This window comes from Streptomyces monomycini (genome assembly GCF_022271435.1).
GTDB lineage: Bacteria > Actinomycetota > Actinomycetes > Streptomycetales > Streptomycetaceae > Streptomyces > Streptomyces monomycini.
In genome coordinates this window covers 157,301-183,325 of record NZ_JAFIQY010000005.1, presented here as the reverse complement: position 1 = coordinate 183,325, position 26,025 = coordinate 157,301, and the positions used below count along the sequence as shown (strand labels likewise).

Here is a 26,025-nt window from a genome sequence, read left to right as displayed (position 1 = left end):
GAGGGGTACTCGATGCTGTCCACAGGGCTGCCGCAGGGCGCCGTACCGAAGCTGGAACGCCCCGGACCGCTGCGCGAGCGCGTCTACGAAGCGCTCCTGGAGCTGATCACCACGCGCACGCTGCGCCCCGGCCAGCACCTGGTCGAGAGCGAGCTGGCAGGCCATCTCGGGGTCTCCCGGCAGCCGGTCCGCGAGGCGCTCCAGCGGCTCAACACCGAGGGCTGGGTCGATCTGCGCCCGGCGCAGGGCGCGTTCGTGCACGAGCCCACCGAGGAGGAGGCCGACCAGCTGTTCACCGTACGGACGCTGCTGGAGGCCGAGGCCGCCCGGCTCGCCGCCGCCAACGCCGGGTCGGCCGGCATCGCGGAGCTGGAAGCGCTGTGCGACAAGGGCGAACAGGCGGTACGGGACGACGCGGTGGAGACCGCGGTGGCCACCAACGCGGAGTTCCACGCCAAGGTGATGGCGCTGGCCGGCAATGCCGTACTGGCCGGCCTGGCGGCGCAGGTCGGGCGACGGGTGCGCTGGTACTACACGCCCGTCGCCCGACAGCGCGGAAGGCAGTCCTGGGCCGAGCACCGGGAGCTGATCGCGGCGATCACCGACCGGGACGAGGCACGGGCGTCCGCCGTCATGCGGGCGCACACCGAGCACACCCGGCGTTCGTACCACGAGCGCGATCGGGACTGACGGCCGCGCGTCGTCGCGGTGCGGGGCGCGCATCGGAGGCCACCTCGAAGGCGCGCTTCGGAGCCGTACGGGGCCGAGGCGCTCGGCCGGAGCCTCAGTCGGACACCATCTGCCGCAGTGGGTTCATGGCCACGTCGTTCACCGGGTCGACGGACGGGTCGCTCACCGGGCGGGGCGCGACGGCCGGGGACTGCTGTTGCGGGGTGCCGGGCGACTGCTTCTGGGGGGTGCCGGGGGCCTGCTTCCGCGGGGTGCCGGCAGTCTGCTTCTGCGCGGCGGTGGGCGTCTGCTTTCGGGCGGTGCTCGGCGTCTGCTTCTGAGGAGTACCGGGGGTCTGCTTCTGGGCGGTGCCCGGTGTCTGCTTCTGCGCGGCGCCGGGCGATTGCTTCCGCGCGGTGCCGGAGGTCCCGGGGGACGTGTGGGCGGCAGCCGGGGTGGCGAGCCGGACCGTACCGTCCCCGTCGAACACCCGCTGGCCCGCGGCGAGCGGCGAACGTCCCTGGAACGCGCCACGGAAGGCGCCGACACCCCGCTCGGTCAGGGTGAAGGGCAGCTGGGCCCGTACCTGTCCGCCGCCCACCTTGACCCGGTTGCGGTCCACGCGGAAGCCCAGGAAGTCGGTCCGGTGCGCCTTGGAGCCGCCCACGTTCGCGGTGACGCGCGAGGTGGCGAGGTCCGCCCGCAGGGAATCGATCTTCAGATGGCGCTTGTCCTTGCGTACGAAGTCGAAGCCGCCCCTGAAGGTGAGGTGCCCGGCGGTGAAGCGGGGGTCGAACGCGCCGCCCGAGACGGGCGCGGACACGCACCGGCGCCCGGCCGGGCCGGTGAGCTTCGCCGGAGCGACCGCCGTGAGGCGGATGCCGGCCTTGGCGAGTGCGCGGGTGGCTCCGGGGGTGAGACAGAAGTCGGCGGTGCCCGTCCCCACCCGCACCGACGTGTCCCGGGGGGACTGCGGCATGGCGTGCGCGGGGGAGGCGGCGAGGGCGGCTCCGGCGCCCAGGGCGACGGCGAGGGCCATGGCGCCCGCCGAGGCTAGGGCGTGCGGGCGGCGGCGGTCCGTGGGCAGGGACATGGTGTGGTGTTCCGTTCTCGTGCGGGACGGCCTGCGATGGGCGGCACCGGACGTGGCCGGCGCCGGCTCTTCCTGTCAGCAGACGTATTGACGGTGGAGCGCCCGCTGTGACGGCCCGGCCGGCGAATCACCCGGATAGCTGGGCCGTGCCGGGCACGCGGGAGCCGGCGTCCATGCCCGTCCTGTACGTGCCAGTACGCGCCCGTACGGGGCCGGGCCTGCGAGTGCGTGCCAGTGGCCTGCCTGTACGTGCCCGTGCAGGTGAGCTGTAGGCAGCGTGTAGGCGGCGGCTGCGACGGTCGTTTCCCTGTCCCGCACATCGGGCCACCGCCGTGGACGGCCGGTGGCCCGCCCTCAGGAGAAACGATGCAGCAGCAGAATCCCCGGCCGGCGCCCCTCCCCGTCCGGTATGTCCAGGTCACCGCGGTCCGGCGCCTCTCGCCGCACCTGGTCAGGATCACTTTCGGCGGTCCCGACCTTGCCGGGTTCCGCCTCGACGCGCCGGACCAGCAGGTGAAGCTCTACTTCCCCCGGCACGGTCAGCGTGCCCCGCGGCTCCCGGAACCGCCGGCTGACGGCGACCTGATGCGGTGGTACCAGGCGTTCCAGGCGATCCCCGAGGACGCGCGGCCGTGGATGCGCAGCTACACCGTCCGCGCGCACCACCCCGGGGACGGCACGATCGACATCGACTTCGTGCTGCACGGTACGGGCACGGAGAGCGGCCCGGAGGGCGGCCAGGGGAGCGGTCCGGAGAGCGGCCAAGGGAGCGGCCACGGGAGTGGCCACGGGAGCGGCCACGGGAGCGGCCAGGGGAGTGGTCTGGAAGGCGGCCAGGGGAGCGGCCCGGCGGGCGGATCGGCGAGCGGTCCGGCCACCCGCTGGGCGCACACCGCGGCGCCGGGCGACACGCTCGGCATGTTCGGACCGTCGGCGTACTTCGCCAGGCCGGTACCGCTCGGCACGACCGACTGGATGCTGTTCGCCGGGGACGAGACCGCGCTGCCGGCCATCGGAACCCTGGCCGAGTGGCTGCCCGAAGGCGCCCGAGCGGTGGCGTACATCGAGGTCGCGGACGCGGCGGACGAGCAGACCTTCGTCACTCGCGGGGATCTGACGGTGCACTGGCTGCACCGGGAAACGGGTCGGGGCGCGGGGCCGGGCACGGGCACGGGTACGGGTACGGCCGGGCCGGGTGAGGTGCTGGTCGAGGCGGTGCGCGAGGCGCGGTTCCCGGCGGGGTCGGTGTTCGCCTGGCTCGCCGGGGAGGCGGGTGCGGTGCGCGCGCTGCGCAGGCACCTCGTCGAGAACCGCGGCCTGGACAAGCGGGACATCGACTTCACCGGTTACTGGCGGCGCGCGCTGACCCAGGACGACGCGCCGACGGAAGACGACCTGGCCGACGCGCGGGAACGGCTGGCCGACGCGCGGTAGCGCGGGCGGCGCCGCTCGTCAGACCAGAGCGGCGGCTTCCCTCACCGCGAGGCCGCCGCCCTCGGCGCGGGCGCGCCGGTACGCCTCCGTACCCAGCACGGCACACAGCGCCGCCCCGGCCTGCTGCCGGACCCGGGCCTCGGCCTCGGGCGGCAGCGGCTGGAGCCCGAAGCCGTCGGCGCCGGGCGCGTGACGGTCGTACGCCCCCAGCAGACGGGCGCCGTCCTCGGCCGCGCCCGAGTGGGCCATGGACCACCCGCCGCAGAGCAGCTGGTGGGTCAGCAGGTGCGGAGCCACCAGAGGCGCGAGGTCGGCGAGTTGTCGTACGGCCCGGCGCACGTGTTCACGCGCCCGGACGAACTCCCCGTCGAGACAGTCCAGCCAGCCGTGCAGCCCGGTCACCATGCCGGTGAAGAGGGCCGGGGTGCCGGTGGTGAATGCCTGCTCGGCCTCCCGCAGTTGCTCCCGGGCGAGGCCGGTGCGCCCGGTCCGGCCGTAGTGCCGGGCCAGCAGCAGGCGCGCCGTGCTCAGCGTCTCGCCGGAGGAGGGCCGCGACTCGGCCACGGCTTCCAGCAGCAGCCGCTCGGCCTCCCGTACCCGTAGAGAGAGGGAACCGCCGGCCATCCCTTCGGCGATACCGCTCTCTTGGCCCGTCCCGCTCTCTTGGCCCGTCCCGCCCTCATTGCCCGCCCCGTACGTGTCCTCCGTCCCGTCCTCCAGGCCCGTACCGCCCTCTGCACCTGCCCCGTACGTGTCGCCCGTCCCGCACATGTCCGCCATGTACGTGCCGCCCGTCCCGTACGTGCCCTCCAGCCGTACGGCCGCCAGCCTCGCCTTGAACTCAGGCACCTGCACATCCGCCCCGACCCGGGCGGAAGACTCCATGGCGCGCTCGAAGTCCGCGTCCGCCAGTGCGTACTGCCCGCGCCGCTCGTACGTGTCACCGCGCGCGGACAGGGACTCGGCAGTACCCCACAGGTCCCCGGCCGCCTCGAAGAGCGCCAGCGCTTCCTCCGCGTCGCGCGCCGACCGTTCCAGCGTGCCCGGCCGGCCGCCGAGCAGCTTGGTGCGCAGCAGCAGCGCGAACCCGAGGTCCCAGCCGTTCCCCAGGTCCCGGCAGTGGCACACCACGGCGTCGACGGTCTCGTCGAGCCCCGCGAACCCGCCGGTCATCAGCCGGGCGAAGAACCACATGACGCCCGGCTGCCGCACGGTCTGCGGCAGCCCCGGCCGGTACGCGGCCACCACCGACTCCGGCCGCACCGGCGCGGCCGGCCCGGACAGCCCGGCCTGGTCGCTGCTGCTCGCCAGCACCAGCAGCCGGACGCCGCGCCGGGCCTCGCGCAGCCGCTCGCCCGACCAGGGCGGAGGGACCGTCGTGCACCGCTCCGCCAGTGGCTCGGCGGGCCGTACGGGGTCCGCGAAGGGGTCGGGGCCGAGGTCCGCGACGGCGGCGGCCCAGCGCCGGGCGTCCGCCTGGTGGTTGCGCAGCTGCCAGAACCAGCTCATGGACAGCGCCAGACACAGCCCTTCCTGCTCCTCGGCCAGGGCGACCGCCGTGCTCAGCGCGGCCCGCACGTTGGCGTGCTCGGTCTCGAAGCGCTCCAGCCACTCCGCCTGGCGCGGCCCGCGCAGATCGGGCTCGCCGGTGCGGACCAGTTCCCGGTACGCCGTCAGGTGGCGCCGCTCCACGGCCGCCCGCTCCCCGGAGCCCGCCAGCCGCTCACCGGCGTACTCGGCGACCGTTTCGAGCAGTCGGTAACGCATCCCGCGCGGACTCTCGGGGGCGGCGGTGACCAGGGACTTGTCGACGAGGGAGGTGAGTACGGCCAGGACGTCGGCGGGGGAGTGGGGACCGTCGGCGGAGGAGTGGTGGCCGTCGGCGGGGGCGGGGGCGGGGGCGGCGCACACGTACTCCGCCTCCGCCGCCTCGCAGCCGCCGGAGAAGACGGACAGGCGGCGCAGCACCGCGCGCTCGTCCGCCGTGAGCAGGTCCCAGGACCAGTCCACCACGGCGCGCAACGTCTGCTGCCGGGGCAGGGACGTCCGGCTGCCGCCGGTCAGGAGCCGGAACCGGTCGTCCAGCCGTTCCGCGATCTGCCGCGGGGTCAGCGCGCGCAGCCGTGCCGCCGCCAGTTCGACGGCGAGCGGCAGCCCGTCGAGCCTGCGGCAGATCTCCGCGCACGCGGCCGGGTCGTCCTCGGTACGGAACCCGGGGCGCGCGGCGGCGCCCCGCTCGCCCAGCAGCCGGAGCGCGGCCTGCGGCGGCAGCGGTTCGACGGGGCGTACGGACTCGCCGGGGACACCGAGCGGTTCGCGGCTGGTGGCCAGGATCGTCACGCCCGGGCAGCGGCCCAGTACGGAGTCCGCCAGCTCGGCGGCCGCGTCGATCACGTGCTCGCAGTTGTCGAGCACCAGCAGCATCCGCCGCTGCCCGCAGTGCTCCACGAGCTGGTCGAGAGGGGTCGCGGGGCTCCCGGAGGCGCGCAGGTCGTCGGCGCCCGGTGCCCGTACCTGGGTCGTCCGGCCGCCGAGCGCGGTCAGTACGGCCTCGGGCACGCTCTTCCCGTCCCGTACGGAGGCCAGCTCGGCGACCCGGATGCCGTCGGGCCACCCTGCGCCCTGTGCACCGGCCGCGTCTGCCGCTTCCAGGGCCAGGCGGGTCTTTCCGACGCCGCCCGCGCCCAGCAGTGTCACCAGACGTTGCGTTGTCAACTCGCGGGTGAGCGCGTCCAGTTCGGAGGATCGGCCGATGAAGGAGGTGAGGCGGGCGCGGAGATGGCCGGTCGGGGTGGGGGTGGCGGGGGCCGGTGCGGAAGGGGCTGGTGCGGTGGACGGCCCCGTGGCCGTGCTGGGGAGGCCCGGTGCGGTGGGCGATTCCGTGGCCGTGGGGGAGGGGCCCGGGGCGGCGGATGTTCCCGTGACCGTGGGGGAGGGGCCCGGTGCAGCGGATGTTCCCGTGGTGGAGGGCCCCGCTGTGGTGGACGGTTCCATGGTCCCGGCCAGCAGATGCGCGTGGAGGGTGCGGAGTTCGACGCCGGGGTCGACGCCCAGCCGCTCCGCGAGTCCCGTCCGTACCCCTTCGTACGCCAGAAGCGCCTCGGCCTGCCGCCCCGCCGCCCACAGTGCCCGGATGTGCAGTGCCTGCAAGGGCTCGTCCAAGGGCTCCGCCGTGGCCAGCGAAGCCAGTTCGGCCAGCGTGTCCGCCGCCCGGCCCATCGCGACCTCGGCCGCCAGCCGGGCGCGGCGAGCCTCGCCGTGCCGACGTTCGGCCCGTACGGCGAGCGGATCGCTGTCCCGCCCCGGGAGGTCGGCCAGTGCGGGGCCCTGCCACAGGGCCAGCGCCTCAATCAGCAGGGCGGCCGCCCGCGCGGGGGCGCCGTCGCGCAGCGCGGCCGTCCCTTCCGCCGTCAGCCGTTCGAAGCGGAAGAGGTCGATGCCGTCCGGCCCGGCCGCCAGCCCGTACCCGCCGGGCGACGAGGTGACCGCCGGCCCGCCGAGGGCCCGGCGCAGCCGGCCGACCAGAGCCTGGAGCGCGGCCGAGGCGTCAGCGGGCGGTTCCTCGTCCGCGCCCCACACCTGGGCGATCAGCTGGTCCGCCGGTACGGGCCGCCCGCCGCCCGCCGCGAGAGCGGCCAGCAGGGCACGCAGCCGCGCCCCCTTCACCGGCACCTCGGTGCCGTCGGGGCGGCGCGCCTGCGTGGCGCCGAGCACGCGGTAGCGGTAGTTCACCGGCCCATTCTCCCCGGACCGCTGCCCGACGTCGGCCGGTGCCACCCGGTACCGCCCGGTACCGTCTGACGCCAGCCGCTGTCGATCGAGGGCGGCCGGGAGCTTTGTCCTCACACGGGAGAAAGTCGGCAGGGATCCTGTCCGTACTTCTTCCCCGCCCGGACAAGCGCTGCTACGTTCCCCTCGAAAGCCCCGGCGCCGCTCGGTGCCGGACCACGTACGGCCGACAACGGCTGGAGGGGTGGCGTGAGGCGCATGACGGCGAGGCCGGCCAACGCGCACCAGGCGCGGCTCCTGCGCCTGCTCCGCGACCACGGCCCCAACTCCCGTGCCCAGCTGGGCGACCGCATCGACCTCTCCCGCTCCAAGCTGGCGGTGGAGGTGGACCGGCTGCTGGAGACCGGGCTGGTCGTCGCCGACGGCCTCGCCGCCTCCCGCGGCGGCCGCCGCTCGCACAACGTCCGGCTCGCGCCCGCCCTGCGCTTCCTGGGCATCGACATCGGCGCCACCTCCGTCGACGTGGCCGTCACCAATGCCGAGCTGGAGGTGCTGGGCCATCTGACCCAGCCCATGGACGTGCGCGAGGGCCCGGTCGCCGTCTTCGAGCAGGCCCTCGCGCTGGCGGGCAAACTGAAGGCGAGCGGGGTGGCCGAAGGGTTCGACGGCGCCGGCATCGGCGTGCCGGGACCGGTCCGCTTCCCCGAAGGCGTGCCGGTGGCGCCACCCATCATGCCGGGCTGGGACGGCTTCCCCGTACGGGAGGCCCTCAGCCAGGAACTGGGCTGCCCCGTCATGGTCGACAACGACGTCAACCTGATGGCGGTGGGGGAGCAGCACGCGGGCGTGGCCCGCACCGTGCGGGACTTCCTCTTCGTCAAGATCGGTACGGGGATCGGCTGCGGCATCGTGGTGGGCGGCGAGGTCTACCGCGGGACGACGGGCAGCGCCGGCGACATCGGCCACATCCAGGTCGAACCGGACGGCCGCCCGTGCGCCTGCGGCAACCGCGGCTGCCTGGAGGCGTACTTCGGCGGCGCCTCCCTCGCCCGCGACGCGGAGGCCGCCGCGCGCGAGGGCACCTCGCCGGAGCTGGCGGCGCGACTGGCGGCGGCCGGTACGCTCGGCGCGCCCGAGGTGGCCGCCGCTGCCGCCGCAGGCGACCCCGTCGCACTGGACCTGATCCGGACCGGCGGGAGCCGCACCGGACAGGTCATCGCCGGTCTCGTCAGCTTCTTCAACCCGGGGCTGGTGGTGATCGGGGGCGGGGTGACCGGCCTCGGCCACACCCTCCTCGCCGCGATCCGCACCCAGGTCTACCGCCAGTCGCTGCCGCTGGCGACGAACAACCTGCCCATCGTGCTGGGGGAGCTGGGCCAGGCGGCCGGCGTCACCGGCGCCGCCCGCCTCATCAGCGACCACCTCTTCTCACCCGCCTGACATCCGCTCACGGCACCACCCGCCGCACCGCCCCCGTTTCGCCGCACCGCTCGCGTTCCGTCGTACCGCCTGCGTTCCGTCGTTCCGTCTGCGTTCCGTCGTTCCGTCTGCGTCCCGTCGCACCGCCTCCGTTCCGTCGCGCCGCTCCCGTCCCGTCGTACCGCTCCCGTCCCGTCGTACCGCTCCCGTCCCGTCGCACCGCCCCCGTCCCGCCGTACGTCCCGCACCCGCCCGTCCGCCCCGTAGTGCCCCGCACCACCGCCCGGCCCGTTCACCGACGTCGTCGAGGAGGCTGCACGCCATGGCACCAGAGCGCCACCCCGGACCGCCGGCCCCGGCCGGCCCGGGGCCCTCGTCCGGACCGCCGGGTCCCGGCGGGCCCCTGCTCACCATGCACGGCATCAGCAAGTCCTTCCCCGGAGTCCGGGCCCTGGACGGCGTCGATCTCGACGTGACGGCCGGTGAGACGCACTGCCTCCTCGGTCAGAACGGCGCCGGCAAATCCACCCTGATCAAGGTGCTGGCCGGTGTCCACCGGCCCGACGCGGGCGAGATCCGCTGGCAGGGCGCACCGGTCGTGCTGAAGTCGCCGGCCGCCGCGATGCGGCTCGGCATCGCCACCATCTACCAGGAACTCGACCTGGTGGAGCACCTGTCGGTGGCCGAGAACGTCTTCCTCGGGCACGAGCGGGCCACCGCCGGCTTCGTCCGCTCCCGCGCGGCCCGGGCCGCCACCGCCGGCATCCTCGGCCGCCTCGGGCACCCCGAGATCGACCCGGGTGCTCCGGTGGGCTCGCTGTCCGCCGCCGGGCAGCAGATCGCCTCCATGGCCCGGGCCCTCTCCCACGACGTACGGCTGATCGTCATGGACGAGCCGTCCGCCGCTCTCGACCCGGACGAGGTCGACAACCTCTTCCGGATCGTCGACGGCCTGACCGGCGCGGGCGTCGCGGTCGTGTACATCTCGCACCGGCTGGAGGAGATCCGCCGGGTCGGGGACCGGGTCACCGTCCTCAAGGACGGCCGGGCCGCGGCCCGCGGGCTGGACGCGCGGACGACCCGTACCCGGGACATCGTGACCCTGATGACGGGCCGCGCCGTCGAGCACACCTTTCCCGTACGGCAGTTCAACGTACGGCAGTTCAACGTATGGCAGGGCCCCGCCGCCACGGACGACAGGGCTCCCGCTGCCGCCCCGGCCTCGACTGCCGCCCCCGCCTCCGCTCCCACCCCTGCCCCCTCCGCCCCCGCCCCTGCCCCTGCCCCTGCTCCCACCTCTGCCTCCGCCCCCACCCCCGTCCTCACCGCTCAAGGCCTCGCCCGGAGCGGCGAGTTCGCGCCGCTGGACTTCGACCTCTACCCGGGCGAGATCCTCGGGCTCGCCGGGCTCGTCGGGTCCGGGCGCTCGGAGATCCTGGAAACCGTCTTCGGCGCGCGCCGCCCCACCGCGGGCCGTGTCCTCGTGGACGGGCGCCCGCTGCGCCCCGGAAGCGTGCCCGCCGCCGTACGCGCGGGGCTCGGCCTCGCCCCGGAGGAGCGCAAGTCGCAGGCGCTGCTGCTCCTGGAGTCCGTCAGCCGCAACGTCTCGGTCTCCTCGCTGCCGCGCTTCTCCCGCGCCGGGTGGCTGGACCGCGTGGCGGAACATTCCGCCGCCCGCGCCGCCGCCCGCGACCTGTCGCTGCGGCCCGACGACCCGGACCGGCCGGTGCGGACCCTGTCCGGCGGCAACCAGCAGAAGGCCGTACTGGCCCGCTGGCTGCTGCGCGGCTGCCGGGTGCTGCTGCTCGACGAGCCGACCCGCGGGGTGGACGTCGGCGCCCGTGCCGAGCTGTACGCGCTGGTACGGCGGCTCGCCGACAACGGGCTGGCGGTGCTGCTGGTGTCGAGTGAGCTTCCCGAGGTCCTGGGCCTGGCCGACCGCGTGCTCGTCCTGCGCGAGGGCCGGGTCGTCCACGAGGACAGCGCGGCGGCACTGGACGAACACCGGGTGCTCGACCTGGTCATGGCAGGCAGCGCAGACCCGTCGCGAGGAGACCGACCGTGAACACCTCCGAAGAGAAAGTGCCCCGCCGCCCGGTTCCCGCCGGCGCCGGAAGCACCCCGGCGCACGCCCCCGCGCCGGGGGCACCCGCCCCGCTCCCGTCCCGCACCCCCGGCGTGCGCGGCCGGCTGCGCGCCCATGCCGACCTGCGGAACCTCTCCCTGCTCGGCGTCCTCGCCGCGCTCGTGGCCGTCGGCGCCCTGACCCGGCCCGAGCAGTTCCTGAGCGTGCAGAACCTGCAACTCGTCCTCACCCAGGCCTCGGTGATCGGTGTGGTGACCGTCGGCGTCACCTTCGTGATCATCGGGGGCGGGATCGACCTGTCCGTCGGCGCGATGGTCGCCCTCGCGACGGTCTGGGCGACTACGGTGGCCACCCAGGAGTACGGACTCGGCGGCATCCTGCTCTGCGCGCTGCTCGTCGGCCTCGGCTGCGGGCTGGTCAACGGGCTGCTGGTCTCGTTCGGCGGCATGGTGCCGTTCATCGCCACGCTCGCCATGCTCGCCGCCGCCCGCGGACTCGCCCTCCAGATCAGCCAGGGCGGCACGCAGATCGTGTCGGTACCGTCCGTACTGGACCTGGGCCGCCGTGACGCGTACGTCCTCGGCATCCCGCCGATCGTGCTGGTCTTCGCCGCCGTCACCGTCACCGGCTGGCTGCTGCTGAACCGTACGACCTTCGGGCGGCGCACCGTGGCCGTCGGCGGCAACCCGGAGGCGGCGCGGCTGGCGGGCATCGACGTACGGCGGCAGCGGCTGCTGCTGTACCTGCTGTCCGGACTGTGCTGCGGCATCGCAGCCTTCCTGCTGATCGTGCTGACCGGGTCGGGCCAGAACACCAACGGCAACCTCTACGAGCTGGACGCCATCGCCGCCGCGATCATCGGCGGCACCCTGCTCAGCGGCGGCCGCGGCACCGTCACCGGCTCCGTGCTCGGCGTCCTCGTCTTCACCACCATCACCAACCTGTTCGCCCTGAACAACCTGGAGACCGCCGTCCAGCAGATCGCCAAGGGCGCCATCATCGTCATCGCCGTACTGGTCCAGAAGGGGCACAAGTCATGACCGACAGAACGCCGGGCCCGTACGGCACACCCGACTCGCACGGCACACCTGGCCTGTACAGCACACCTGGCCCGTACAGCACATCCGGCCCGTACGGCACGGAGGCGGACGCCCCGGCCACCGCCCGCGGTGGCAGCCGTCGGAACGTGCTCTTCGGCGCGGCCGCCGTCTCGGCCGGTGCCCTGCTCAGCGCCTGTACGAGCAACCAGCGCAGCGACGCGTCCGCAGGCGCCACGCAGCAGCAGGCGGGCGGGGCGGACGACAAGCCCGGCAAGAAGGTCACCATCGGTTTCGCCGGACCGCAGGCCGACCACGGCTGGCTCAACGCCATCAACCAGAACGCCAGGAACCGCGCGAAGCGCTACCGGGACGTCACCCTCGACATCACCGAGGGCTCCAACGACACCGCCCAGCAGATCGGACAGATCGAGACCCTCATCAACAAGAGGGTCGACGTCCTGGTCATCCTCCCCGCCGACGGCAAGGCGCTCACCCAGGTCGGGCTGAAGGCCATGCGGGCCGGCATCCCCGTCGTCAACCTCGACCGGGTCTTCGCCTCCCCGCAGGCGTACCGCTGCTGGATCGGCGGCGACAACTACGGGATGGGCCTGAACGCCGGGCGCTACATCGGCGAGCAGCTCAAGGACAAACCGGACGCGAAAGTCGTGGAACTGGCCGGCATCGACACCCTCGAACTGACCCGCGAACGCACCAAGGGCTTCGACGACGCCCTGAAGAACTACCCCAACATCCGCAAGGTGGGGCGGCAGGCAGCCGAGTTCACCGTGGAGTCCGGGCAGGCGAAAATGGCCGGGCTGCTCCAGGCGCACCCCTCCTTCGACGCGCTGTGGAACCACGACGACGACCAGGGCGTGGGTGCGGAACGCGCCATCGAGCAGGCCGGCCGCGACGGCTTCCTGATGGTCGGCGGCGCCGGCTCGCGCCGCGTCATGGAGACCATCAAGGCCGGCACCTCCGTACTGAAGGCCACCGTCCTGTACCCGCCGACCATGTCGGCCTCGGCCGTCGACCTGGCCCGCGCCCTCGCCCAGGGCCGGGGCATCTCCGGCACCGCCGAGCTGGAGATCCCCGCCTCGGTGACCCTCTACTCCGCCGTCGTCACCAAGGACAACGTCGACGACTACCTGCCCACCGGCTTCAACTGACGATCACCGCCGCACAGTTCCCGGAAGACCGCCGACCACGGCCGACCGACGAGGTGATGCATGAATGACCGCGACGAGCACGACGACCGCGACGACCGCGCTGAACACGACGACCGCGACGACCGCGCTGAACACGACGACCGCGACGACCGCGCTGAACACGACGACCGCGACGACCGTGTTGAGCACGACGACCGCGACGCCCGCGAAGCGCGTGCCGAGCACGACGACCGCGACGCGCACGACAACCGCGACGCGCACGACGACCGCGACGCGCACGACGGCCACGTACGGAATCCGGCACCGCATGCCGCACGACCGGTTACGGAAGTGACCCCGCCGCCCCCGCGCCCCCATCAGCCCCCGCCGCCCGGCCCGCGGGCCGAACTCGGCATCGGCATGGTCGGCTACGCCTTCATGGGCGCCGCCCACTCCCAGGGCTGGCGCACCGTGGGCCGCGTCTTCGACCTGCTGCTGCGCCCCGCGATGAACGTGGTGTGCGGCCGGGACCGGGACGCCGTCACGGCGGCCGCCACCCGGCACGGCTGGGCCGCCGCCGAGACCGACTGGCGGCGCCTGCTCGACCGTGCCGACGTGCAGCTCGTCGACATCTGCACGCCGGGCGACAGCCACGCCGAGATCGCCGTCGCCGCGCTGGCCGCCGGCAAGCACGTCCTGTGCGAGAAGCCGCTGGCCAACTCCGTGGCGGAGGCGGAGGCGATGGCGGCGGCCGCCGAGACCGCCCGGGCCCGCGGCCAACGCGCCATGGTCGGCTTCAACTACCGCCGCACCCCGGCCGCCGCCCTCGCCCGCCGTATGATCCGTGACGGCCGGATCGGCACCCTGCGGCATGTACGCGCCACCTACCTCCAGGACTGGCTGGTCGACCCCGAAGCGCCCCTGACCTGGCGGCTGCGCCGGGAACAGGCGGGTTCCGGAGCGCTCGGCGATCTCGGCGCGCACATCGTCGACCTCGCTCAGTACCTGGCGGGGGAGCTGCTGGCGGGCGTGTCCGCGGTCACCGGCACCTTCGTACGGGAACGTCCGCTGCCCACCGGCGGCCGGGGCCCCGTCACCGTCGACGACGCCGCCCTGTTCACCGGCCGTTTCGCCTCCGGCGCGCTCGCCTCCTTCGAGGCCAGCCGGGTCGCCGCGGGCCGCAAGAACGCGCTGCGCATCGAACTGAACGGGGAACACGGCTCGCTCGCCTTCGACCTGGAACGGCTCAACGAGCTGTCCTTCCACGACCACACCGAACCGGCCGTCGCGGCCGGCTTCCGCCGCATCCTGGTCACCGAACCCGGTCATCCGTACCTGGAGGCGTGGTGGCCGCCCGGCCACGGCCTCGGTTACGAGCACACCTTCGTCCACCAGGCCCGTGACCTCGTGCACGCCATCGCGGCCGGCCGTGAGCCCGCGCCGTCCTTCGCGGACGGGCTGCAGGTGCAACGGGTGCTGGCGGCCGTCGAGGACAGCGCGGCCAAGAACTGCGCGTACACGCCCGTGGCCGAGTCCGCTCCCGCGCCCGAATCCGCATCCGTATCCGAGTCCGCCCCCTTGCCCGAGCCCGCCTCCGTACCCGAATCCGCGCCCGTGCCGGTGGCCGACAACCCCACCTGACGCACCCCTCCCTCTTGTCAGTCGCCTCCGCCGACCGGATCGTTTCCTCACAACCGGCCACCGCACCGTCCGTACCGCTCCGCACCCCCGCGCCCCTGTACCGCTCCGCACCCCCGTACCGTCCCGGAACTCCGCACCCCGCACCGCGCCGTACTCCCGTACCTCTCCGCCCGCCCGTCCGTCCGCCCCGAGGAGTCACGTATGGCCAGACCGTTCACGCTCTTCACCGGACAGTGGGCCGACCTGCCCCTGGAGGAGGTCTGCCGGCTCGCCCGCGACTTCGGTTACGACGGTCTCGAACTCGCTTGCTGGGGCGACCACTTCGAAGTGGACCGGGCCCTCGCCGAGCCGGGCTATCTCGCCACCCGCGGCCAGCTCCTCGACAAGTACGGCCTGAAGTGCTGGGCCGTCTCCAACCACCTGGTGGGCCAGGCCGTCTGCGACGCGATCATCGACGAGCGGCACCGCGCCATCCTGCCCGCCCGCGTCTGGGGCGACGGCGAGCCGGAGGGCGTACGGCGCCGGGCCGCGGCCGAGATGGCGGACACCGCGCGCGCCGCCGCGGCGTTCGGCGTACGGACCGTGATCGGCTTCACCGGCTCCGCGATCTGGCACCTGGTGGCCATGTTCCCGCCCGTACCGCCCTCGACGATCGACGCCGGTTACACGGACTTCGCCGAGCGGTGGGGGCCGGTCCTGGACGTCTTCGACGCGGAGGGCGTGCGCTTCGCCCACGAGGTGCACCCCGGCGAGATCGCGTACGACTACTGGACCACCCGCCGAGCCCTGGAGGAGATCGGTGACCGGCCCGCCTTCGGCCTGAACTTCGACCCCAGCCACTTCGTCTGGCAGGACCTCGACCCGGTCGGTTTCCTGTACGACTTCCGGGACCGGATCTACCACGTGGACTGCAAGGAGGCACGGCGCCGGCTGGACGGCCGCAACGGCCGCCTCGGCTCCCACCTTCCCTGGGGCGACCCACGCCGCGGCTGGGACTTCGTCTCGGCCGGACGCGGCGAGGTGCCCTGGGAGGACGTCTTCCGGATGCTGCGTTCGATCGGCTACGAGGGTCCGGTGTCGGTCGAGTGGGAGGACCCCGGCATGGACCGCCTCCAGGGCGCGCCCGAAGCACTGGCCCACCTCAAGTCGTACGACTACGAGCCGCCCGCCGCCGCTTTCGACGCGGCCTTCGGGGCAGACCCGTCCGGCAGCTGAGGACCAGGGCGCTCCCGACGGATCTCCGCAGGCATGGCGACGCGACACCCGGCCCACACCCTGGCCGAGCATCACCCATGCGCCCACCCGCCCCGGCCGGGCGCATGACCGAGCAGCCTTTCGCCCACGCACCCCGGCCGGGCCGCCTGACCGAGCGACACCCCTCAGCCCACCCACCCGCAAGGGAGGCACCATGCACCGAAGATCACGCCGAGGCACCCTGCGCCCGGCACTCGCCCTGTTCGCGAGCGCGCTGCTGGCCGCCACGTCCCTGTCCCTGGCCGGCGTCCCGGCCGCCGTCGCCGTACCGGCAGCCGCCGTGCCGGCCGCCGGTGCGACGCAGGCCGCGCCGACCGCCGCCGAGGACTTCCAGCAGGTCACCCTCGCCAAGGGCGAACCCGAGACGGGCGAGCCGATGACGCTCGACGTGCTGCCGGACCGGTCCGTGCTGCACACCTCGCGGGACGGAACGGTTCGCCTGACCGACGCGGGCGGCACCACGAAGGTCGCGGGCAAACTGCCCGTCTACAGCCACGACGAGGAAGGCCTCCAGGGCGTCGGCATCGACCCCGGCTTCGCCGCCAACCGCTTCGTCTACCTCTACTACGCGCCCCCTCTCGACACCCCTTCCGGCGACGCCCCCGACGAGGGCACCGCAGCGGACTTCGCGAAGTTCGACGGCGTCAACCGCCTCTCCCGCTTCGTCCTGAAGACCGACGGCACCCTGGACCTGGCCGGCGAGAAGAAGATCCTGGACGTGCCCGCCTCGCGCGGCATCTGCTGTCACGTGGGCGGTGACATCGACTTCGACGCACAGGGCAACCTCTACCTCTCCACCGGCGACGACTCCAACCCGTTCGCCTCCGACGGTTTCACGCCCATCGACGAGCGTGCGATCCGCAACCCTGCCTACGACGCCCAGCGCAGTGCGGGGAACACCGATGACCTTCGCGGCAAGATCCTGCGTATAAAGGTCAACGCCGACGGCACGTATTCCGTTCCCGACGGCAACCTCTTCCCGGCCGGCACCGCCAAGACCCGGCCCGAGATCTACGCGATGGGCTTCCGCAACCCCTTCCGGATGAGCGTCGACAAGCCCACCGGCACCGTCTACGTCGGCGACTACGGGCCCGACGCGGGCACCGCCGACCCGAAGCGCGGCCCGTCGGGCCAGGTCGAGTTCGCGCGCGTCACCAAGCCCGGCAACTACGGATGGCCGTACTGCACCGGTAACAACGACGCCTACGTCGACTACGACTTCGCCACCGAAACCCCCGGCTCAGCCTTCGACTGCGCCGCTCCCCGGAACACGTCGCCGCGCAACACCGGCCTGACCGACCTGCCGGCCGCCCAGCCCGCGTGGATCCCGTACGACGGCGGCTCGGTGCCCGAGTTCGGCACCGGTTCCGAGTCCCCGATGGCCGGGCCCGTCTACCGCTACGACGCCGCCTCCACCTCGCAGGTCAAGTTCCCGCAGGCGTACGACGGGAACTTCTTCGCCGGGGAGTTCGGGCGCCGCTGGATCAAGCGCATCGAACAGGCCGCCGACGGCACGGGCCGCACCATCAACGCCTTCCCCTGGAAGGGCACCCAGGTCATGGACATGGCCTTCGGCCCGGACGGCGCGCTGTACGTCCTGGACTACGGGACCGGCTACTTCAACGGCGACGAGAACTCCGCCCTCTACCGCATCGAGAACGCCACCGGCGGCCACTCACCGGTCGCCGAGGCCAAGGCCGACCGCACCTCCGGTCAGGCGCCGCTGCGCACGAAGTTCACCGCCTCGGCCACCGACGCGGACGGCGACGCGCTGACGTACACCTGGGACTTCGGCGACGGTACGAGCGCGAACCAGCAGAACCCCACCCACACGTACCGCAAGAACGGCACCTACACCGCGACCGTCACCGCCAAGGACCCCGGCGGCCGCACCGGATCGGCGAGCGTGTACCTGACCGTCGGCAACACCGCGCCCAAGGTCACCCTGCAACTCCCCGCGGACGGCCAGCTCTTCACCTTCGGTGACAAGGTCCCGTTCCAGGTCAAGGTCACCGACCCCGAGGACCGGACCATCGACTGCGCCAAGGTCAAGGTCACCCACATCCTCGGTCACGACAGCCACGGCCACCCCGTCACCTCCGCCACCGGCTGCTCCGGCACCATCCAGACCTCGGCGGACAACGAGCACGACCCCAACGCCAACATCTTCGGGGTCTTCGACGCCGAGTACACCGACCAGGGAGCCAACGGCCAGCCGCCGCTGACCAGCCACGACCAGGCCGTCACCCAGCCCCGGCACCGCCAGGCCGAGCACTTCGGCAGCTCCCACGGCGTCCAGGTCATCAGCCACGCACCGGCGCACGGCGGCCGGACCGTGGGAGACATCCACCACGGCGACTGGATCGCGTTCCAGCCGTATGTCGTCAAGAACGCCACGAAGTTCACCGCCCGGGTGTCCTCCGCCGGATCCGGCGGCACGCTGGAGATCCGTACGGGCCGGGCGGACGGACGGCTGCTCGGCAGCGTCAAGGTACCGGTGACCGGCGGCTGGGAGACCTTCACCGACGTCTCGACCACCCTCGACGGCAAACCCCCGGCCGGTACCACCACCCTCTACCTCGTCTTCAAGGGCAGCGGCACCGGCGCTCTCTACGACGTGGACGACTTCGCCTTCACCACCCGCTGACCCAGGTGGCCACCGGGGCGGGCGGACGGCGCGGACGGCGCGGACGGCGTCGTCCGGGACGACCGGACGCGGAACCGTCGGCCGCCCGCCCCGTGGCCGGAGGAAGGAGACCGCCCATGCATGCTGTTGCCCGGCTGGCCACCACCGCGGCGGCCGCCGCCACTCTGCTGGCGACGATGACCCTGCCCGGCGACACCACCCGTGCCCCGGAACGCGACGAGAACCGGGTCCTGGTCTTCTCCAAGACCGCCGGATTCCGGCACGACTCGATTCCCGACGGCATCGCCGCCGTCCAGGCCCTCGGCAAGCAGCACGGATTCACCGTGGACGCCACCGAGGACGCCGCCGCCTTCAACGACAAGCGCTTGGCCCGCTACGCCGCCGTCGTCTTCCTCTCCACCACCGGCGACGTGCTGCACCCCGCCCAGCAGCAGGCGTTCGAACGCTACATAGCGCGCGGCGGCGGGTATGTGGGGGTGCACGCCGCCGCCGACACCGAGTACGACTGGCCCTTCTACGGGGGCTTGGCGGGCGCCTACTTCCAGTCCCACCCCGCCGTGCAGCCCGCCACCGTACGCGTCGAGGACCGTGCCCACCCGGCCACCGCCCACCTGGCCGCGGCCTGGGACCGCACCGACGAGTGGTACAACTACCGCAGCAACCCGCGCACCCGCGCCCACGTCCTCGCCGCCCTCGACGAGACCACGTACAGCGGCGGCACGATGCGCGGCGACCACCCCATCGCCTGGTGCCAGGAATACCGCGGCGGCCGGGCCTTCTACACCGGCGCCGGCCACACCCGGCAGTCCTTCGCCGACCCCGCCTTCCGCACGCATCTGCTGGGCGGCATCCGCTGGGCCACCGGCGCCGCACAGGCCGACTGCCGCCCGGAGACCGGCTACCGGGCCCTCTTCGACGGCACCTCGGCCCGCGGCTGGAAGCAGGCGGGCCCCGGCTCCTTCACCCTGGAGGACGGCACCCTCACCTCCAGTGGCGGCATGGGCATGCTCTGGTACGCGGTCCGGGAATTCGGTGCGTACTCCCTCAAACTGGACTGGAGGATGTCCGGCGCCGACGGCGACGACAACTCCGGGGTCTTCATCGGCTTCCCGCCCTCCGACGACCCCTGGTCGGCGGTGAACAACGGCTACGAGATCCAGATCGACGCCACCGACGCCCCGGACCGCACCACCGGTTCCGTCTACGGATTCCAGGCAGCCGACACCGAGGCGCGCGACGCCGCGCTCAACCCGCCGGGGGAGTGGAACACCTACGAACTCCGGGTCGAGGGCGAACGGCTGCGCGTCCACCTCAACGGACGGAAGATCAACGACTTCACGAACACGGACCCGGCGCGCAGCCTGCGCCAGGGCCACATCGGCATCCAGAACCACGGCGACGAGGACCGGATCTCCTTCCGCAACATCCGGGTGAAGGAGTACGCGACGGCGGCGAAGGGCGGTAGATGATGACGGGGTTGGAGTGGGTGGCGGGAGCAGAGTGTAAGGCGGGATCGGGGAGTACGGCGGGATCGGGGAGTACGGCGGGATCGGGGAGTACGGCGAGAGCGGGCAGGGGTGTGGAGGGGGCCGGGGGTGGTGGCGGGCCGGAATCCGGTGGGGGTGCCGGGGGCGCCGATTACGCCGGGGGCGGTGGCGGGCGTACGGGAGTATGGCTGGTCGGGGCGCGGGGGTCGGTCGCGACGACCGTGATCACCGGCTGCGCCGCCGTCGCCGCCGGGCTGCACCCGCCGACCGGCATGGTCACCGAGACCGCGCCGTTCGACGGGGTACCGCTGCCGCCGCTGTCCGCCCTCGTCTTCGGCGGCCACGACACCACCTCGTACCCGCTGCCCAAACGGGCCGAGGAACTCGCGGCGGGCGGCGTACTCCCGTACGGCCTGCCGCACGCCGTACGCGCCGAACTGGCCGCGGCGGACGAAGCCGTACGGCCCGGCGGCCCGCTCCCCGGCGACGACCGTGACGACCGGGAACTGGTCACCGCCTTCACCGCCGACCTGCGCGCGTTCCTGCGGACCCACGCACTCGACCGTGCCATCGTCGTCAATGTGGCCTCCACGGAGCCCGCGGCCGGGGAAGAACGCGACGACGACCGCCTCCCGCCCAGTTCCCTGTACGCGCACGCAGCGCTGCGCGCGGGCTGCCCGTACGTCAACTTCACGCCCTCCACCGGTATGCACCACCCGCTGCTCCAGCAGATGGCCGTGTGCAGCGGGCTGCCGTACGCGGGCCGCGACGGCAAGACGGGACAGACCCTGCTGCGCTCCGTACTCGCCCCGATGTTCGCCCAGCGGGCCCTCCCCGTCCGTGCCTGGTCCGGCACCAACCTGCTCGGCGGCGGTGACGGAGCCACCCTGACCGACCCGGCTGCCGCGGCCGCCAAGAACGCGGGCAAGACACGCGTCCTCGCCGACAACCTCGGTACCGCACCACCCGGCGAGGTGCACATCGACAACGTTCCGGCCCTCGGGGACTGGAAGACCGCCTGGGATCACGTCGCCTTCGAAGGGTTCCTCGGCAACCGCATGATCCTCCAGACCGTCTGGCAGGGCTGCGACTCGGCGCTCGCCGCGCCGCTGGTGCTCGACCTCGTGCGCCTGACGGCCGCCGCGCACGCGGCGGGCGTCTCCGGGCCCCTCGCCCCCCTCGGCTTCTACTTCAAGGACCCGGACGGCGGACCCGCCGCCCTGGCCGACCAGTACGCCGAACTCCTCGCCTTCGCCCACGACCTCCGGACCCGCCGATGAGCCTCCCGCCGACCGACGCCTCCGCGACCACCGGTCCCATCGCTCCCGTCACTCCTATCGCTCCCGTCACTCCTGTGGCTCCCATGGCCACCTCCGGTCCCACTGCTCTCCCTGGTTCTGCCGAGCCGGCCGACGCTCCTTCTCGCCGCGCATGCGCCGTGCCGGCCGGCGCCTCCTCTCCCTGGCTGGAACTCCTCCGCGTATCGGCCCTGATCAGCGTGCCGGGAGACCTGCTGGCGGGGGTTGCGGCAGCAGGGGGCCGGCCCGGCTGCCGTACCCTCCTCGCCACCGGCTCCTCCCTCTGCCTCTACGAGGCGGGCATGGCGCTCAACGACTGGGCCGACCGTGACACCGACGCCGTCGAACGCCCGGAACGCCCCATCCCGTCCGGCCGTATCGCCCCGGCAGCTGCCCTCGGCGCGGCTGCCGGACTGACGGCGGCGGGCCTCGCCTTGGCGGCAGCTGCCGGCCGGCCGTCCCTCGCCACCGGCACGGCGCTCGCCGCCACCGTCTGGGCATACGACCTCCACCTCAAGAACACCCAGGCGGGCCCGCTCGCCATGGCCTGCGCCCGCACCCTCGACGTACTGCAAGGTGCGGTTTCGGCGGCTCCGGCGCGCTCGGGGCGGACGCTGCGGAGGGCGTTGCCGTCGGCCGCGTTGCTGGGCACCCACACGCTCGCGGTCACCACCGTCTCGCGCCGCGAAGCGCAGGGCAGCTCATCGGCCCTGCCACTGGCCGCGTGGGGAGTGGTGGCCGCGGTGGGCGGGGTGGTTGGCGGGGTGAGCAGGAGGGGCGGGACCGGTGGCGACATCCCCGTCACCGACCCGGCGACCAAGTCCCTCGCCAACGCCCTCCCCAACGCCTTCCCCAACTCCCTCACCAGGCCCCTCGCCAAAGCCGCCGCCCTCCTCTACGCCGAGACCGCTGCCCGCCCCTTCTTCCACGCGGCCCTGAACCCTTCGCCCTACCTCCTCCAGCGCGCCGTCGGCAGCGGGATCCGCGCCATGATCCCGCTCCAGGCGGCACTCGCCGCACGGGCCGGTGCCCCCGGAACAGGGGCCGCACTGCTGGCCCTGGTGCCCGCCGCCCGGCGGCTGTCCCGGAAGGTCAGCCCGACATGACCACGACGAGCCCGCTGCGCCTGGCCTACGGCACCAACGGCCTGACCGACCTCCGGCTGACCGACGCCCTGGCCCTCCTCGCCGACCTCGGCTACGACGGCGTAGCCCTCACTCTCGACCACATGCACCTCGACCCGCTCGCCCCCGACCTGGCGTCGCGGACCGGTCAACTGGCCGGTCGACTCGACGCCCTGGGGCTCTCCGTCGCCGTCGAAACCGGCGCCCGGTACGTCCTGGACTCCCGACGTAAACACCACCCCACTCTCCTCGACCCCGATCCGGACGCCCGTACGGCCCGCATCGACCTGCTCCGCACCGCGGTCCGCGTCGGTGCGGACCTCGGCGCCACGGCGGTGCACTGCTTCAGCGGTCCCCTGCCCGCCGGTACGTCGGAACCGGAGGCCTGGCACCTCCTGGCCGGAGCGCTCGCCCCCGTACTCGACGCGGCCGCCACCGCCCGCGTCCCCCTCGCCGTCGAACCCGAACCGGGCCACCTCCTTTCCGACCTCGCCGGTTTCCACCGACTGCGTGCCACCCTCGACGCCCCACCCGCCGAAGTCCTCGGCCTGACCCTGGACATCGGCCACTGCCAATGCCTGGAACCCGAGCCGCCCGCCGCGTGCGTCCGCGCCGCCGGGCCTTGGCTGCGGCACGTCCAGATCGAGGACATGCGGCGCGGTGTGCACGAACATCTGCCGTTCGGCGCGGGCGAGATCGACTTCCCGCCGGTCCTGGCAGCGCTCCGGGACACCGGCTACCAGGGCCTGGTCAGCGTCGAGCTGCCCCGCCACTCCCACGCGGGCCCCGACCTCGCCCGCACCTCCCTCTCCTTCCTCCGCGCCGCCGCCCCCGCCCACCCCGACACCGAACTACCGACCCCCGCCCGCACCGCCCAACCCGCACCCTCCAGCACCGAACCACCGAGCCCTGCCGGTGCCGCCGAACCCGCCTACTCCGGTACCGAACCACCGATCCCTGCCCGCGCCGCCCAACCCGCGGGCGCCACAGGGCCGTCGCATCCGCCCGTTCCGAGCGCAGGAGGCCCGCGATGCTGACGCCTGAGGCCTGGATGGCCCAGCTCCAGACGGCTCTGCGCGACCGGCTCGGCGGCGCCGCCCGCGCCTGGCTCGACGAGGCACTGGACGAAGCCCAAGCCGAAGCACGAGCCGCAGCCCAAGCCGGAACACGAGCCGCAGCCCAACCCGAAATCGCAGCTCAAGCCGCAGCCCAACCCGGCGCACGAGCCGCAGGTCCGGCCGCAGCCCACCCCGAAGGCGCAGCCCGACCCGAAGCCGCAGCTGAGGCCGCAGCCGCAGGCCCCCGGGGCTCGGCGGTCAGCGGTGCCGCCCTCTCCTACACCGCTTACGCCCCGCCCGTGTGGGAGATGCGCTTCGCCTCGGCGGGCCGGCACTGCACCCGTCGTGAGCCGCCGTACGCGCGGGACCGGGAAGCGGCCGAGGCTGCCCGCATCCTGCTCCTGCACACGGCCCGCGCCGACGCCCGGACCGTCACCCGGCTCTACGAACACGGCACCGCCGCCGAACGCCGCGCCGTGCTGATCGCGCTGCCCCACCTTGACCTCGGCCCGAGCGCCCGGCCGCTCGTCGAGGACGCGCTGCGCACCGACGACACCCGGCTGGTCGCCGCCGCCGTGGGCCCGTACGCCGCCCGTCACCTCGACGCGCACACCTGGCGGCACGCCGTGCTGAAGTGCTTGTTCACCGGCGTCCCGGTGACCGCCGTGGCAGGCCTGGCCGAACGTGCCCGCGGCGATACGGAGCTGGCCCACATGCTCACCGCGTACGCCCGGGAGCGCACCGCCGCGTACCGCCCCGTACCCGCCGACCTTCAGCGCGTCCTGGACCTCACCGCACCGCCCGTATCCACCGCCTCACACGCATCCCCCTCCCTGTCCGACCCCGCACCTGCACCTGCACCCGACCTCGCCCCTGGGTCCTCACCCGCGCCCGGGCCCTCGCCCGATCTCGCGCCCACAGTCGCTCCCGACCCTGCCTCCTCTCACGCTGCTCACGATCCCTCCCTGCAACCTCCGCCCGTACCTCCCTTCTCATCTCCGCCCCGCACCTGAACCTGCACTTTCAGCTCCACACCCCCTCACCGCACCGCCCCCCGGCACGCGAGGAGACCCGATGCGCATCTTCGACCCGCACATCCACATGACCTCCCGCACCACGGACGACTACGAAGCCATGCACGCCGCGGGGGTCCGCGCCGTCGTCGAGCCCTCCTTCTGGCTGGGGCAGCCCCGCACCTCGCCCGCCAGCTTCTTCGACTACTTCGACTCCCTTCTCGGCTGGGAACCCTTCCGTGCCGCCCAGTACGGCATCGCCCACCACTGCACGCTCGCCCTCAACCCCAAGGAGGCGAACGACCCCCGCTGTACCCCCGTCCTCGAAGCCCTGCCCCGCTACCTCGTAAAAGACCCGGTCGTCGCCGTCGGTGAGATCGGCTACGACTCGATGACCCCCGCCGAGGACACCGCCCTCGCCGCCCAGCTCCAGCTCGCCGTGGACCACGGCCTGCCGGCCCTCGTCCACACCCCCCACCGCGACAAGGCGGCGGGCCTCAGGCGCACCCTCGACGTCCTGCGTGAATCCGATCTGCCCCCCGATCACGTCGTCCTGGACCATCTCAATGAGACAACGGTAGGGGAAGCCACTGACAGTGGCTGCTGGCTGGGCTTTTCCCTCTACCCGGACACCAAGATGGACCCCGACCGCATGGTGCGCATCCTGCGTCTGCACGGCACCGGCCGGGTGCTGGTCAACTCCGCCGCGGACTGGGGCCGCAGCGATCCGCTGACGACGCGGCGCGTCGGCGAGGCGATGCTGGCCGCCGGATTCACCGAGGACGACGTGGATCAGGTGCTGTGGCGCAACCCCGTCGCGTTCTACGGCCTCAGCGGCCGGCTGGACCTCAGTACGCCTGCCCCGAGCGCCCTGCACGAGGGCAACTCCATACTTCGCGGCGGGGAATGAGGGGGAGCGGGACATGCGCTTCCGGCACCCCGACGGTTCGACCGTCCACCTCGCGTACTGCACCAACGTCCATCCGGCCGAGACCCTGGACGGGGTGCTCGCCCAACTCCGGGACCAATGCGAGCCCGTACGCAAACGCCTCGGCCGGGACCGGCTCGGCATCGGCCTGTGGCTCGCCCGCGACGCCGCCCGCACCCTTGTCGGCGACCCGGCCGCACTGCGCGGGCTGCGCCGTGAACTCGACATCCGCGGACTTGAAGTCGTCACCCTCAACGGCTTCCCGTACCGCGGCTTCGGCGACAGTCACGTCAAATACCGCGTCTACCGGCCCGACTGGACCGAGCCCGCGCGTCTGGACCACACCGCCGACCTCGCCCGGCTGCTGGCCGCGCTCCTCCCCGACGACATGACCGAGGGCACGATCTCCACCCTGCCCCTAGCCTGGCGCACCGACTTCGACGCGGTACGCGACGCCGCCACCCGGCGGGCCACCGCTCTTGCCGCCCTGCACACCCTCGCCGACCGGCTCGACGCCCTCGAAGAGCTCACCGGCCGCTCCCTCCGCGTCGGCCTGGAGCCCGAACCCGGCTGCCTCGTCGAAACCACCGCCGACGCCGTCGAGGCACTGGGACACGAGCCGAGCGAGCCGTCCGGCCCCGCCGAGCCGTCCGGCCCCGCCGAGCCGTCCGGCCCCGCCGAGCCGCCTGGTCCCGCCGGCCCAATCGGCTCCATCGAGCCACTCAGGCCTACCAGCCCTACCAGACACACTGGACCGTCCGACCCCGACAATCCACCCAACCCCACCGGCCCGTCCCACCACACTGACCCGCCGAACCCCACCACCCCCACCCGCACCCCACCCCCACCCCACCGCATCGGTGTCTGCCTCGACACCTGCCACCTCGCCACCTCCTTCGAGGAGCCGCACACCGCCCTCGAAGCCCTCCGCCTCGCCGGCGTCCCCGTCGTCAAAGCCCA

At 73.5% G+C, this 26,025-nt stretch carries 18 protein-coding genes and 1 pseudogene; 16 read left to right on the top strand and 3 right to left on the bottom strand.

Annotated features, from left to right (window positions below; genetic code table 11):
* Positions 1 to 12 precede the first annotated feature (12 nt).
* Positions 13 to 690 carry a GntR family transcriptional regulator gene (locus JXZ78_RS08670; RefSeq protein WP_030020502.1) on the top strand — a complete coding sequence of 226 codons (678 nt, stop codon included), beginning with the start codon at positions 13 to 15 and terminating at the stop codon, positions 688 to 690.
* 94 nt (positions 691 to 784) lie between these two features.
* Here the strand turns inward: JXZ78_RS08670 and JXZ78_RS08665 are convergent, their stop codons facing one another.
* Positions 785 to 1,762 (bottom strand): hypothetical protein, encoded by a 978-nt coding sequence (locus tag JXZ78_RS08665; RefSeq protein WP_030020503.1) that lies wholly within the window; start codon positions 1,760 to 1,762, stop codon positions 785 to 787.
* Between the two features lie 366 nt (positions 1,763 to 2,128).
* Between JXZ78_RS08665 and JXZ78_RS08660 the strand changes: the two genes are divergently transcribed.
* A complete protein-coding gene (locus JXZ78_RS08660; RefSeq protein ID WP_030020504.1) occupies positions 2,129 to 3,196 on the top strand; it encodes a siderophore-interacting protein in 1,068 nt (355 codons plus the stop codon).
* A gap of 18 nt (positions 3,197 to 3,214) precedes the next feature.
* On the opposite strand, the gene JXZ78_RS08655 is transcribed toward JXZ78_RS08660, so the two are convergent.
* A complete protein-coding gene (locus JXZ78_RS08655; protein ID WP_030020505.1) occupies positions 3,215 to 6,928 on the bottom strand; it encodes an AfsR/SARP family transcriptional regulator in 3,714 nt (1,237 codons plus the stop codon).
* Between the two features lie 255 nt (positions 6,929 to 7,183).
* On the opposite strand from JXZ78_RS08655, the gene JXZ78_RS08650 reads away from it, so the two are divergent.
* From JXZ78_RS08650 to JXZ78_RS08635, 4 genes are all read left to right on the top strand, one after another.
* Positions 7,184 to 8,365, top strand: coding sequence for an ROK family transcriptional regulator (locus tag JXZ78_RS08650; RefSeq protein ID WP_030020506.1), 1,182 nt, complete (start codon positions 7,184 to 7,186; stop codon positions 8,363 to 8,365).
* Between the two features lie 391 nt (positions 8,366 to 8,756).
* Positions 8,757 to 10,409, top strand: a complete 1,653-nt coding sequence (locus JXZ78_RS08645; protein ID WP_238782782.1) for a sugar ABC transporter ATP-binding protein — start codon at positions 8,757 to 8,759, stop codon at positions 10,407 to 10,409.
* 113 nt (positions 10,410 to 10,522) lie between these two features.
* Positions 10,523 to 11,470, top strand: a complete 948-nt coding sequence (locus JXZ78_RS08640) for an ABC transporter permease (protein WP_050502872.1) — start codon at positions 10,523 to 10,525, stop codon at positions 11,468 to 11,470.
* On the top strand, positions 11,467 to 12,636 hold the full coding sequence (locus JXZ78_RS08635; protein WP_078624568.1) for a substrate-binding domain-containing protein: 1,170 nt from the start codon (positions 11,467 to 11,469) through the stop codon (positions 12,634 to 12,636). The genes JXZ78_RS08640 and JXZ78_RS08635 overlap by 4 nt, the downstream gene beginning before the upstream one ends.
* A gap of 3 nt (positions 12,637 to 12,639) precedes the next feature.
* Here JXZ78_RS08635 and JXZ78_RS08630 read toward each other — a convergent pair whose 3' ends face one another.
* Complete coding sequence (locus JXZ78_RS08630) at positions 12,640 to 12,924, bottom strand: hypothetical protein (RefSeq protein ID WP_238782763.1); 285 nt, start codon at positions 12,922 to 12,924, stop codon at positions 12,640 to 12,642.
* Between the two features lie 111 nt (positions 12,925 to 13,035).
* Here JXZ78_RS08630 and JXZ78_RS08625 point away from each other — a divergent pair, with 111 nt between their 5' ends.
* From JXZ78_RS08625 to JXZ78_RS40695, 10 genes and pseudogenes are all read left to right on the top strand, one after another.
* On the top strand, positions 13,036 to 14,256 hold the full coding sequence (locus tag JXZ78_RS08625) for a Gfo/Idh/MocA family protein (protein WP_078624572.1): 1,221 nt from the start codon (positions 13,036 to 13,038) through the stop codon (positions 14,254 to 14,256).
* A gap of 201 nt (positions 14,257 to 14,457) precedes the next feature.
* Entirely contained in the window at positions 14,458 to 15,471 is a 1,014-nt protein-coding gene (locus JXZ78_RS08620) for a sugar phosphate isomerase/epimerase family protein (RefSeq protein WP_030023179.1), read from the top strand.
* A 193-nt stretch (positions 15,472 to 15,664) separates the two neighbouring features.
* A complete protein-coding gene (locus tag JXZ78_RS08615; protein WP_030023180.1) occupies positions 15,665 to 18,157 on the top strand; it encodes a PQQ-dependent sugar dehydrogenase in 2,493 nt (830 codons plus the stop codon).
* A 176-nt stretch (positions 18,158 to 18,333) separates the two neighbouring features.
* A complete protein-coding gene (locus tag JXZ78_RS08610) occupies positions 18,334 to 19,626 on the top strand; it encodes a ThuA domain-containing protein (protein WP_050502873.1) in 1,293 nt (430 codons plus the stop codon).
* Between the two features lie 206 nt (positions 19,627 to 19,832).
* Positions 19,833 to 20,924, top strand: coding sequence for an inositol-3-phosphate synthase (locus JXZ78_RS08605; protein ID WP_238782781.1), 1,092 nt, complete (start codon positions 19,833 to 19,835; stop codon positions 20,922 to 20,924).
* 158 nt (positions 20,925 to 21,082) lie between these two features.
* Entirely contained in the window at positions 21,083 to 22,048 is a 966-nt protein-coding gene (locus JXZ78_RS08600; protein WP_030023182.1) for an SCO3242 family prenyltransferase, read from the top strand.
* Positions 22,045 to 23,103, top strand: coding sequence for a sugar phosphate isomerase/epimerase family protein (locus tag JXZ78_RS08595; RefSeq protein ID WP_078624570.1), 1,059 nt, complete (start codon positions 22,045 to 22,047; stop codon positions 23,101 to 23,103). The genes JXZ78_RS08600 and JXZ78_RS08595 overlap by 4 nt, the downstream gene beginning before the upstream one ends.
* Positions 23,104 to 23,117: 14 nt before the next feature.
* Positions 23,118 to 24,137 carry an EboA domain-containing protein gene (locus tag JXZ78_RS08590; RefSeq protein WP_238782780.1) on the top strand — a complete coding sequence of 340 codons (1,020 nt, stop codon included), beginning with the start codon at positions 23,118 to 23,120 and terminating at the stop codon, positions 24,135 to 24,137.
* A gap of 61 nt (positions 24,138 to 24,198) precedes the next feature.
* Complete coding sequence (locus tag JXZ78_RS08585) at positions 24,199 to 25,047, top strand: TatD family hydrolase (RefSeq protein ID WP_030023185.1); 849 nt, start codon at positions 24,199 to 24,201, stop codon at positions 25,045 to 25,047.
* A gap of 13 nt (positions 25,048 to 25,060) precedes the next feature.
* Positions 25,061 to 25,684: pseudogene (locus JXZ78_RS40695) on the top strand (metabolite traffic protein EboE); the annotation flags it as partial.
* Between the last annotated feature and the right edge of the window lie 341 nt (positions 25,685 to 26,025).